This window comes from Streptomyces sp. NPDC040405 (assembly GCF_055595765.1).
Window position 1 is genome coordinate 11,166 of record NZ_JBVIVI010000025.1, and the last position, 11,104, is coordinate 22,269.

Sequence of the window (11,104 nt, forward strand, 5' to 3'; positions counted from 1 at the left end):
GGGGTGGGTGGTGTGTGTGGTTTGGGTTTTTTTGTTGTGTTTTTTTCTTTCCCTCTCCCCCCCCCCCCCCCCCCCCCCCCCCCACCCGGCCACCGCACCCGCACCCGGTGAGAGCGCGAAGCGCTCTCACCGGGCCGAAGCGCAGCGGAGCGCCCGGCCACACGGCAAGGCGACAGGGCGCGCAGCGCCCCACCGCCGACCACCCCCAAGGGGCGCGCAGCGCCCCTCCCCCGCTGCCCCCGGGCCACCACGAACGGCCCGCACCCTCCCCCGGCACGCCGCACCAGGACCGGCCACCGAGCCAGCCGCTCGCACGCGCGGCGACTTCACCACGGCCCCGTCAGGCGCGGCCAGCGGCACCAACACGGCCCGACCGGCGCCCACGGGGAGCAGACCCCTCGACCCACGCGACGGACAGAAGGGGCAACCGCGACCGTCGCGCCCGGCGCTCCCACGCACCCCGCCCCGGCCCGGGGGAACCGGGCCGGGACAGCGGGCCCGTTATCAGCGGGCAGACCTCCAACTGGGCGCGTGCGTCTCATCCCACCGGATCTCACCGGTCTCGGTGATCCGGATCAGGCCGCGTTCGCCTTCATCACCCTGATACGTCACTTCGCTGGTCAGCTCGTAGCCGTCCGTCAGACAGATATCGGCGAAGTGCGCGAGAGTCTTGGACACCCCCGTGGAGGTGGCGCAGAAGTGCAGTACCTCAAGCGCGCTGATGGTGTATAGCGGCTGGTCTGAGGGAATCAGCGCCCAGACGCCCACTATGTCGGACCAGGGGCCTGCGGCCTGCGGGTCGTTCGCGCTGCTGGCGGAGCGGAAGGACGGCAGGTCCGGCCCCTCGGTCAGCCCTGGAGCATGGGGAAGGGGATCGGGGGGTTGATTTTGACGGTGCCCTTGATGGTGTAGTCGGCGCCCATGCGGGCCTCCATTTCGTGAGTGATTCGGGTTTCGAGTGGGGCCGGGGCGGCGGTGCCATCCGCCACCCCGGCTGGGACTTCAGCGCTTTGCGAGCTTCGCGGCCCTCGCGGCCGCCATCTTCTGTCGCAGCTCAGCCATGCGTTCCTCTGAGACGGGCGGGGTCGGGTCGTACACCTCGGTTACCGCTCCCCCGTTTTCGGCGACCCGCGTGCGCCAGTCGTCGATGACCTTGTGCGGGGTTCCGGCAGGGAACCGCATAGGCGCGTCCAGATGGCCATCCCGGCCCCAGCGGAGAAAGCTGCTCGGCTGCTCGGTGACCTGGTCCATTACTGCTCCTCGTTCGGGTTCCGAGTGGTGATGCTGGCCGGAGTGCCACCCCCTTCCAACAGATTTAATATTACCACCTTTAAGTCAGATCACCTAGTCGAGAAGGACCCTGCACAGGGGTTTTCTTGGAAATGCGGGGCGGCGCTTCAGCCGCCCCGGACCACCTCAGTGCGGCAGGCGCTCGCTGGGGCGCATGATCGTGATAACGCGCTCGCCATTGTCGCCGGGCGACGCCTCGGCAACCAGGGTCACCCGCCGGGGCTCATGGGTGACGCCGTCGGCCGGGACGCGGTAGAGGGTGAGGGCCAGTCGGGGCGGGCGGCCGGAGCCAGCGGCGGCCTTGACCGCGCGGGCGGCGGTGAGCAACAGGTCCCATTCCCGATGGGTCTCGTCCAGCCGGATGCCGGTCCGCCAGGCGTACGCCTCGGGAACGGCGACGCAGTCCATGTGAACGGCTGCGGTCATGGCGACCGGGGCGGGGAATTCCACCTCTTCGGAGATGCCGGGATCGGCCTCGATCAGCGCGCCGTCCTTGATGGCGTGGGCGCGGGTGTAAACGGTGCCGGTGGTGCTCACGGGTGCCTCTCTTCGTGCGGTCGGGTTTCGAGTGGGGCCGGGGCGGCGGTGCCATCCGCCGCCCCGGCGGGATGGTTCAGAAGTGGTCGCCGGACTGAATCGCGTAGTGCGCGCCCGGGAAGGTGGCGACGTGCTTGAACAGCGCACCGGCGGTGGTGATCAGCTCACGGCCCGGCACGTCCTTGAACTGGTCGACGTGGTGAGCGTTCGCCTTGGCCACCTGGAGGAGCGCGGCCATCTCGGCATGAAGTGAGGAGGAGGCGCGGACCTGGATGACCTCGGGCGCGTAGTGGGCATACTCCTTCGTCTTCCAGTTCAGAACGATCGTGTACGACCGCATTCCCCTGCCGACCGCGCGACGGCGGGCGCGGATCGCCTTGAACGTCTCGATGAGTGCTCGCATTGGGTGGTACTCCTCAGTGAGGTTTCGAGTGGCGTTGCCCCGGGGCGCCACCCCGGGGAACAACATTAATAATATTACCAGCTAAGAGCCTGAATAGCTAGTCCAGAAAGGGCTCCGACCAGGGCCTCTCTAGTCCAGAAGTGCCCAGTGCGCGACCCATGCGAGCGTGGCGTGACGCTCATGCGCCCGCATGCGGCGACCGAAGCCGACAGAAGACATCCGGCCGTCGACTTCAACGGTCCAAGCGGCGTCAGGGTCAGCCGTGAAGCGGTCAAAACGCCACACAACCGCTCGACCATCGGCTACGCATTCCACGCGCATCGCCCTGGAACCCAGAGAATCCATGACAAACCCGCCTCCGAGCCTGCTCGGCTCCTCTTCGACGTACCGCACCGCCGCCACAATGCGACCACGCAGACGCAGGCGCGCCACGAGCGTCGCAGCAACCTCCCCGGCTCCGGCGACATCGGCCCGGTACGGAGCCAACCCCTGCGGCATCTGGTATTCGCGGTCGAGGTAGGCAACAGTGTCACCGAGTGCGATCGTCAGCAGGCACATGGGGGACTCCTCACGGTGCGGGTTTCGAGTGGTGTTGTTCGGGGTGCCATCCTCTCCCAACAAGAACAATACTACGGGTCATGAGCCCGATATTCAAGCCCAAAATGCCCCCTGACCAGGACTTTTCCCAGGAATTCCATGATCCTTTAGAGGGTCACCGGGCCGGGCCCACCCCCCCGCCGTTGCCAGCGTCTTTCCGGCGCCCGCCACGGCGGAGCGGTGGCCGGGTGACGGCCGGTCACGTAAACCGCCCACCGATTCCGCCCACCGGCCCCGGCCCGGGCTCCACCCGCACCTCACCGACGTCGACCAACCCCTCCCCGGACCCCGCCTCAACCTCAGCCCACCGCCCCGGCCACGACGCGGCCGGCACCCGACAACGACGCGGTGAACTCGCCCCGGCCACGGCGGTGTTCAGCCCGCCCCCCATTCCCCGGGGGGCGGGCGTCCGGAGGAGCCCCCCGGGGACGCGCGCAAGGGCGCGAAGCGCCCGCAGCCCGCAGGGCGCGCCAGCGACCTGCGGGCCGCAAAAAGAAGGGCCCCCAGGGCCCGCCGACTGCGGCGCACGGCCGGATCGCACCGCAGGTGCGATGAAAACCCCCACCGGCCCCCACGCCGCGGGAACCGGGCCGCACCCAACCACGAAACCCGCACTCCGCGGGAACACCACGCGATGCCCGGGGCCTGTCAAACGCCGCGGGTCCAGCGCCGCCGCGCTGGCGCAGGGGCCTGGGGGGCGCGCAGCCCCCCAGAACCGGCCCACCAGGGCCGGTGCACCACCCACCCAGCCAACACCTCACACCCGGCCCCCCGGGCCGGATGCCAGCCGCCAGCCCAACAGGCTCCCCTCCCGCTGCTGTTCGGCACGGGAGGGGAGCCCCAAGGCGTGTCGCACTCAGCGCCTCATCAGCGATCGGGGACGAACATCGCCGGAGACGGTGTTGATGCGCGGGTTGAGGTGGTCGACGCCGTACGCGGTGATGTCGCCGGAAACCGTGGTGGCAGTGAAAGCGCCGGTGGAGCTTGAGGGGGACGTCACGGTGATGTCGCCGGAAACCGAGTTCGTCATCAGCTGGCTGCCGTTGTAATTGTGGATCTTGATGTCACCGGAGACGCTGGTGACGTCCACCCGCCATCCCACCCGCTCCACGTTCATGCCACCGGAGGTGAGGTTGCCACGCAGGGCATGTACGCCCTCGGCCCGGACGTCGCCGGAAACCGAATGGACATCGAGAACCCGGACCTCGCCGTTGGTGCACAGGTCGGCGCTGGTGGTGTCCAGACGGACGCTGGAGCTGCTGGGAATCTTCACTGCGACGGTGATCCGGTCGAAGCCAGCGCCGGAGACGGCGGTTCCCTGCTGGGCGATCACTCGGCCCCTCCGGACGATCTGCTGTCCGCCCACCCATACGTCGCCGATGCCTGCGGCTATTCCGGAGTTCAAGGTGTTGAACTGGCTACCGCCCCCGCCGGAATAGGTCTCTACCCGCATGCCGCCGCCCCGGGTCTCGGGAACGCTGACCTCTATGACCCTCACGCCGTTGGAGGTGTGTTCGCGGCTGGCGGCTCGACGCACGGCGTCGGCCGCCGGGCCCTCGTCGTCGGCGGTGCTTACGGTGATCTCGGCGTATTTGAGACTCGGGTCGACCGTGACCTCAACCGCGCCCCTGGGGCTAATGATGTCCGCCCAGATGTGTCCGGCGGTGGTGGCGGTGAAGGTTTGCTCGGTGCTCAAGATGATCTCCTCGGTTCGGGCTTCGAGTGCTGTTGGTCGAGGTGCCACCCTGTTCCAACAGAGATAATATTACCAGTAGTGAGTGAGATTGTAAAACAGGGACAGGTTCGCCCCGTGCAAGGATGCGCGTGTCTGGTCCCTGCGAAGTGTGGGCAGTCCCGGAGTTCTGTAGGCAGGCCGGTCAATGGGCGCGCGCGGCGCCCGAGGGAGCTTTCGCGCGTCCCGCCCATCCGTAGGCAGTGCTGGTCAGAGACGCACGGTGCCTACAGACGTCTGGGACCGGACAGCGCGGTTCACCGTGACGGGGGCGGCGTAGCGGGTGAGCGTTCAGAACGGAGCGTCGGCGTGGGCGTGGGTGGTAGGGGTGTTGGCGAAGGGCCGGTTCAAGTGGTCCGGAATCGTGTGGCGTAGGCGCCAGGCGAGGCGGGCGGCATGGGCGGCGCGGTACAGCGAGCCGGGCACTGCGGGCGCGGGATGCGTCCGGGTGGCGGGGTCGCATCCGTCGATGCCCTTGCGGCCGCAGTGGGTGCAACGGTCGGTGCGGGCGTCGATCCACACGATGGAGTCGATGGCTTGACGGTAGCTGGCCAGTCCATCGGCGAGGCGGCGCAGCGAGCGCGGGCAGCGGGGGCGGGTGTTCACAGGATCTCGTCTCGATGTCAGGAGGGGTACGGGCGGACCCGGGGCGCGCCCGCCGTGGCACGGGCCGGGGCGCGGAGGTCAACTGGCTGGTGGTGAGCAGCGCGACGCGGGCGGCGGCCTGGTCGACGCCCGCTCTAGGCCGTTGGGCAAGCCTGGAGGAGCTTCGCTTGCGCCGTAGCCCCGGCCTACCGGCCGGGGCTACGGCGCGTCACGGTCAGACGTCGAAGAGGCCAATGGTTCCCGTGGTCGCGTCGTCACCCACATCGAACATGGCAACCGGGGTGCCCTCCAGCCGGGTGGTGAAGTCCGTGGCGCACATGGCGCCCCAGTCCTTCACCTGGGGGGCCTTCGCGGCACTGGCGACGGTGGCAGTGGGGGCTGGGGCCTTCCGCTCCGTGAAGTCGGAGAGGACGATTTCGGTACGTGGGGCCGCGTCGCGCCATTCGTCGATGTACTTGGACGTGTCGCTGCTGCATCCGGGCTCCAGGACGATGCCCGTCTGCCCCTCGAACTGCTGATAGTGGGCTTCCCGCACCTGTTCAAAGTGCGGGACGCCACTGAGACGGAAGGGGGCCGACCGCTGGGGGATGAGAAACACCCCGTGCCGTGCCACGTCGGCGGCGATGTCGATGACGTGGTACTCGAATCGGCCGCCGGTGTAGCGGGGCGCCGTTCGACCTCCCCGCGAGACCATCCCGTACGGCGGGTTGGCGAGGGCGACATCGAAGGCTTCGCCCAGATCCATGGTCGGCACGTCGAACACGTCGCCACAGATCCAGGTCGCCTCGGGCAGGACCTTGCGGCCTATGCGGACGTATTCCGGGTTCTTCTCGATGCATACGATCTCTCGTGCGGCACGGTGGGACCGCAGGTATTTGTGTGCGGTCCAGGCCAGGTGGCCGATACCGGCGCACAGGTCAATAACCCTGCCCGCGCCGAACGCCTCGATCACCATCTCGATGGCCAAGCCGCCGGGGGTGAAGAACGCGCCGTCGAGCCGAGCATCCCCCTCCTCCATCAGGTTGTCGAGGACAAATTCCCGCTCACTGGGGGTGAGGTCACGGTCCAGCTCGATCAAGCCCTTCGCCTTACGGTGCTGGATCGCCTGCTCAGTCGCCATCTTCGCCATGGTCCGTGTCCTCCTCGTGGTGCGGGTTTCGAGTGGTGTTGTTCGGGATGCCATCCCCTCCCAACAAGAACAATATTACGGGTCATGAGCCCGATATTCAAGCCCGGAACGCCCCCTGACCAGGACTTTTCCCAGGAATTCCATGATCCTTTAGAGAGTCGCCGGGCCGGGCCCACCCCCCGCCGTTGCCAGCGTCTTTCCGGCGCCCGCCACGGCGGAGCGGTGGCCGGGTGACGGCCGGTCACGTAAACCGCCCACCGATTCCGCCCACCGGCCCCGGCCCGGGCTCCACCCGCACCTCACCGACGTCGACCAACCCCTCCCCGGACCCCGCCTCAACCTCAGCCCACCGCCCCGGCCACGACGCGGCCGGCACCCGACAACGACGCGGTGAACTCGCCCCGGCCACGATGGTGTTCAGCCCGCGCTCCGCGGGAAGACCACGCGATGCCCGGGACCTGTCAAACGCCGCGGGTCCAGCGCCGCCGCGCTGGCGCAGGGGCCTGGGGGGCGCGCAGCCCCCCAGAACCGGCCCACCAGGGCCGGTGCACCACCCGAGCACCAGCACCCGCACGAAACAAACGCAAGCGTCCTCGAGGTCGACACCGCCCCAGCCACCCCCCGACATCAGCCACCACCGCGGCGGCGACCACGAGGAAAGCAACCCCCGGCACCACCACCGCCCACCGACCACAACCCGACACCCACACCCTGCGCCCCCAGCCACAGCAGCGCCTGGGGAGCGCGAGGGGGCGGCGCCGAAGCGCCCCTCGCACCCGGCCCCCCCGGGCCGGGCACCCACCAACAACGCACCGCCGCCCGGTCCGGCCCCAGCGGGGCAACCGCCGCCCACCCGGGCCAGCCCTGCACCCGGCTGCGTCCCGGGCCCGCCGCCGCACTGCGATCGGCACCGCCGCGCCCGGGGCGCTAAGGCACCCCGGGCGCGGCGAGAGGGGGCGTCAGGCGGTGGGCATGGGGTAGTCCTCGCGAGATGTGATGTCGTAGGTGTTCTCCGGGATCTTGTGGCTGTATCGGCTGGTGGGGGCGAAGTCGTACGCGCAGTAGTTACTCCAGGGGCTTCCGGGCCAGTAGACGCGGGCCATCGGCGCTCCGGCCCAAGAGTGGAACCACAGTTCCAGCACGACACCGGTCCCGTAGCTGCCCTTGGTGGTCACGGTGTCGCCGACTGCGAAGCCGTACACCGAGCGTTCCCGGGCGATGGCCATCGGGTCGGCCAAGCGCATGGCGACTTCTTCGGAGCGGCCGTTGGCCCAGTACCCCGACCACGCCACGGTGCACGCGCTGTCTTCGACGTCGGTGACGGTGCCGCGCTGGATCACGGGGCGGGCTGTGCCGACCTTGTCCCGGTCGTCGTCGTGCATCGGGTCGTAGATGACGGTGCGCTCTACTCGGTCACCGGCGCGGTATCCGCCGGAACGGTCGGCGTAAGCGTCTCCGGGGATGTACTCGCGGGGGATGATCTGCACCGTTTCATCGTCGTGCCACACGGCCGACTGGCCATCCAGGGCGACGTACCGGTTCAGCGCTGCCGGGAGCGCGGGAAAGGCCGCGACGCTCTGCATGAGGGTGTCAAGACGGTCCGGATTCAAGGGGCGCTCGAACTCGCCGAGAACCCAGTCGCCAGGGCGGACGTCGGCAATCGGACACAGACGGACCCCGCCCATGTCGGTACCGGCCGGGGGCTGACGGTACAGGGAGTCGCCGGGCCGGTTGGTGACGATCAGCGGGTAGAACGCGGCGTCGATGACGGCCATGGTGTCCTCTTCGGTTCGGGTTTCGAGTGGTCGCGCCGACAGGAGTGCCACCCCCTTCCGGCAATATCAATATTACCAGTCATGAGCCGCAAACGGCAATGGAAAGGGACTCCTGACTAGGGATTTCTCGGGTTTTCCACATGCGCGCATGGCCTCCGGGGTCGGGGCGACTCTGCTCCCTGCCCGCCGCTCTTCAGCACCAGGGCGCCAGGGGTCGCCGGGCGACGGCCCGCCACGTAGACCGCTCTGAGATGCCACCCCACCGCGCGGCCGTCGCCCTCGCACCACAAGCGGGTACAGCGCACGCGGCCGTCGCACTCCTCGGCGGTAGGCGGCGCGTGGGGGTCAGGTGGTCAGCCCCAACGCGGCCCGGAGGTGGTCAAGGCGGTGCTTGCGGGATGCCTGTTGTGCCATCGCCTGGACTTCAAAGAGCCTCTCGGCGCGGTACCCGCAGGAGCAGCGGGACAGGTACAGGGGGGCTCCGATCTGCCATTCGCCAACGCTGAACGCGTCGACTACCCACTTGTCCGTGCCCACGTAGCCGGTCTCTGCGCGGTGTTCATGCAGCATCATCGCCACCCGGCCCGCGAAGGAGACGGACACAGCGCCGCCCGGCTCGGCCGTGAGCCAACCACGCTCCAGGAGGCGCCCGGTGGCACCCGGCGGGATGGACACGAACCCGGCAAGAACATATCCGTCGGCCAGGGCGGCGCCGAAGGTCAGTTCACTGTCCCGGATCAGCCGTAGGTCCTCGTACTGGCGAGCCGTCAGCCGACGTGGTGCGCACACCGGTTCCATCCGGATGACGCGCCGCATCGTGACCGGCTCGGTATCCAGGGCGTTGCGATGTCCGGTGATGATCCGGGTGATGGTGATGCGGCCGGAGCGGTCGGCGTCGGGGCTGACCTCGTCGTCGTCCCACAGAGCGGCGGCAATCAGCGCATCGGCTTCGACAGCACTGTATGTGCGGGTGGAGACACTGCGGTCGTAGTCGGTGACCTTGGCGGTGTAGGCCGGGGTGTTCTGCATGGCGGGAGTCCTCAGCAGTGTTCAGCGGGCGGAGAGTGGCGGTACGGGGTTCGGGGCGCGGCGTCTCGGCGCTGCGGCGCGCGCTCCGGGGTCGCCCAGCAAGGGCCGGGCGGCGACGTCAATCCGCCGCCCGGCCGGGAGAGGGTGTTTACGCGGTGGGGCGTGGTGGTCCGGGCACGTCAGGCGCGGCGGCCCCGGCGCTTGCGCTCGTACTCGGCGCGCCATGCGAGCGTTCCGGGGTCGTCAGACTCGACGAACACGGAGAACGCTTGAGCGGAACAGCCCGTCATGAGGTTGGAGCCGTAATCGGCGTTGTACGCCTCCGCGACCGCCTCTAGTTCGTCCTCAAGATCCTTCAGGGCCTGCGTGCGGCGCCACCGGGTGACCTTCTCCCCCTTGTAATCGGCAACCTCTTCGGCGATCCATCCCCACTCCTGGGGGATGTTGTCGACACCGATCTGGACGGAGCCGCCACCGGCGCCGATACGGACTCGGAACTTGATCTGCGCGGGCGCCTCCCCGATGGGGTCGAACCGGTAGGTCTCCACCGCCTGAGACACCAGCCCGGGCCCCTCCTGCACGAGGGGGGTCTTACCGGCCCTGCGCGCCATCTTGATGTCCGCACGGATGCTTGCGGTCCGCTCCTTCATCGGCTGCCCAGCGCGGTACTTGGTGCCTGTGCGGAAGGTGTTGCCGTTCTCGTCGTAGCCGTGCTCGTAGATGTCGGCCCACATCCGCGCGCGCTCCTCGCGCTCGTCCTCGGCCGCGTCCTTCAACTTCTCCAGCAGACGGTCGAGCACGTGACGGGCGGCGTCCTTTTCGCCCTCATGGCGGCAGGTACCCGAATCCCGGCAGGCTGACGCAGTGCACTCCTTGTCGATCACTGCCCGCAGGGCGTCAATGCGGTTGCGGGTCTTCGACGCCTTGGACTTGGCCATAGGGCGAACTCCATCTCTCGGTCTCGGGTTTCGAGTGGTGGTGTTGTTCGGGGCGCCATCCCCTTCCAACACGAATAATATTACGGGTCATGAGCCCGATATTCAAGCCCAGAATGCCCCCGACCAGCACTTTCCCCCGGAACTCCATGATCCTTTCGAGAGCCACCGGGCCGGGCCCACCCCCGCCGTTGCCAGCCATCTTTTCCGCGTCCGCCACGGCGGAGCGACAGCCGGGTGACGGCCGGTCACGTAAACCGCCCACCGATCCCGCCACGGCCCGCGCCCACCCGCACCTCGCCGACATCGAGCAGCTCCCCCTCCACCCGTGATGCGACCTCAGCTCATCGCCCCGGCCACAACGGGACCAGCACACAACGACGACGAGTTCGTGATGCTCCAGCCCACCACCGGCTTTGGCCCGGCCCCGTTCCCCCGGGGGCAGGGTGTTTCGAATGGTGCCGGGGCAGCGGCGCCGTCCGCCGCCCCGGGCGGGTCAGCGTGCAAGGGTCACGGCCGGGATGATCAGTACGGGCTCGTTGCGGAGCCAGATGTCACATCCGTATTCGGCGTCGAAGGACAGGACGACGTAGCGGATTTGGTGGTCGGGGGTGTCTCCGACGGCGTACAGGTCGTCGTGGCACTCGGCGCACTCGCCGCAGGTTCGTGCGGGGTGCGCGGTGTAGGCGATGGCGAAGTGGTCGGCCGCACGGGGCGCCCCGGGTGCCACTTCGGGGAAGTGGCCCACGATCAGGTCGCCGTTCTGGACCGCGTGAACGGGAACAGCCTGGATCTGGGCCGGATCGGCTCCGTGGGGCAGGGGGTCGAACAGGTCGTCGGTGGGCCGAGGGCTGGCCAGGAGTGGGCTTCCGGCGGCGTCGGTACCGAGCTGGCGCGGGTTGTTCATCGTGACGTCTCCTGCGGGTTCGAGTGGGGGCGGGGGGGGGGGGGCCCCCCCCCCCCCCCCCCCGGCGGGGCGGGCTCTGGACCAGGGCAAGTTCTTTGGGGTGCCCACTGAAGAGGCATCGATCCCCAAAATCTACACTCCACCATCGGGTGTGGTCTGTGGGC

The 11,104-nt window shown here is 68.9% G+C and carries 12 protein-coding genes; all 12 read right to left on the bottom strand.

What is annotated here, in order from left to right; genetic code table 11:
- Positions 1 to 504 precede the first annotated feature (504 nt).
- The gene (locus ACZ59A_RS43525; protein WP_470971051.1) at positions 505 to 768 is read right to left on the bottom strand and encodes a hypothetical protein; all 264 of its coding nucleotides are present in this window, start codon (positions 766 to 768) and stop codon (positions 505 to 507) included.
- A 234-nt stretch (positions 769 to 1,002) separates the two neighbouring features.
- Complete coding sequence (locus ACZ59A_RS43530) at positions 1,003 to 1,251, bottom strand: hypothetical protein (RefSeq protein ID WP_470971054.1); 249 nt, start codon at positions 1,249 to 1,251, stop codon at positions 1,003 to 1,005.
- 165 nt (positions 1,252 to 1,416) lie between these two features.
- Positions 1,417 to 1,827, bottom strand: coding sequence for a DUF6573 family protein (locus ACZ59A_RS43535; RefSeq protein ID WP_470971056.1), 411 nt, complete (start codon positions 1,825 to 1,827; stop codon positions 1,417 to 1,419).
- 76 nt (positions 1,828 to 1,903) lie between these two features.
- Positions 1,904 to 2,230: a hypothetical protein gene (locus ACZ59A_RS43540; RefSeq protein ID WP_470971058.1), complete on the bottom strand. Its 327-nt coding sequence runs from the start codon at positions 2,228 to 2,230 to the stop codon at positions 1,904 to 1,906.
- 129 nt (positions 2,231 to 2,359) lie between these two features.
- Positions 2,360 to 2,788 (bottom strand): hypothetical protein, encoded by a 429-nt coding sequence (locus tag ACZ59A_RS43545; protein WP_470971060.1) that lies wholly within the window; start codon positions 2,786 to 2,788, stop codon positions 2,360 to 2,362.
- Positions 2,789 to 3,683: 895 nt separating this feature from the next.
- A complete protein-coding gene (locus ACZ59A_RS43550; protein WP_470971062.1) occupies positions 3,684 to 4,523 on the bottom strand; it encodes a DUF4097 family beta strand repeat-containing protein in 840 nt (279 codons plus the stop codon).
- Positions 4,524 to 4,850: 327 nt separating this feature from the next.
- A complete protein-coding gene (locus ACZ59A_RS43555) occupies positions 4,851 to 5,165 on the bottom strand; it encodes a hypothetical protein (protein WP_470971065.1) in 315 nt (104 codons plus the stop codon).
- Positions 5,166 to 5,379: 214 nt separating this feature from the next.
- A complete protein-coding gene (locus ACZ59A_RS43560) occupies positions 5,380 to 6,294 on the bottom strand; it encodes a class I SAM-dependent methyltransferase (RefSeq protein ID WP_470971067.1) in 915 nt (304 codons plus the stop codon).
- A gap of 959 nt (positions 6,295 to 7,253) precedes the next feature.
- Positions 7,254 to 8,069, bottom strand: coding sequence for a hypothetical protein (locus ACZ59A_RS43565; RefSeq protein WP_470971070.1), 816 nt, complete (start codon positions 8,067 to 8,069; stop codon positions 7,254 to 7,256).
- Between the two features lie 345 nt (positions 8,070 to 8,414).
- Entirely contained in the window at positions 8,415 to 9,098 is a 684-nt protein-coding gene (locus ACZ59A_RS43570; protein WP_470971072.1) for a hypothetical protein, read from the bottom strand.
- A gap of 179 nt (positions 9,099 to 9,277) precedes the next feature.
- A complete protein-coding gene (locus ACZ59A_RS43575) occupies positions 9,278 to 10,036 on the bottom strand; it encodes a hypothetical protein (RefSeq protein ID WP_470971074.1) in 759 nt (252 codons plus the stop codon).
- Positions 10,037 to 10,529: 493 nt separating this feature from the next.
- Positions 10,530 to 10,940 (bottom strand): hypothetical protein, encoded by a 411-nt coding sequence (locus tag ACZ59A_RS43580; protein WP_470971077.1) that lies wholly within the window; start codon positions 10,938 to 10,940, stop codon positions 10,530 to 10,532.
- Between the last annotated feature and the right edge of the window lie 164 nt (positions 10,941 to 11,104).

Coding starts and splice junctions, on each gene's coding strand:
- ACZ59A_RS43530 (WP_470971054.1), bottom strand. CDS start 1,251: ATGGACCAGGTCACCGAGCAGCCGAGCAGCTTTCTCCGCTGGGGCCGG.
- ACZ59A_RS43540 (WP_470971058.1), bottom strand. CDS start 2,230: ATGCGAGCACTCATCGAGACGTTCAAGGCGATCCGCGCCCGCCGTCGC.
- ACZ59A_RS43545 (WP_470971060.1), bottom strand. CDS start 2,788: ATGTGCCTGCTGACGATCGCACTCGGTGACACTGTTGCCTACCTCGAC.
- ACZ59A_RS43560 (WP_470971067.1), bottom strand. CDS start 6,294: ATGGCGAAGATGGCGACTGAGCAGGCGATCCAGCACCGTAAGGCGAAG.
- ACZ59A_RS43565 (WP_470971070.1), bottom strand. CDS start 8,069: ATGGCCGTCATCGACGCCGCGTTCTACCCGCTGATCGTCACCAACCGG.
- ACZ59A_RS43570 (WP_470971072.1), bottom strand. CDS start 9,098: ATGCAGAACACCCCGGCCTACACCGCCAAGGTCACCGACTACGACCGC.
- ACZ59A_RS43575 (WP_470971074.1), bottom strand. CDS start 10,036: ATGGCCAAGTCCAAGGCGTCGAAGACCCGCAACCGCATTGACGCCCTG.
- ACZ59A_RS43580 (WP_470971077.1), bottom strand. CDS start 10,940: ATGAACAACCCGCGCCAGCTCGGTACCGACGCCGCCGGAAGCCCACTC.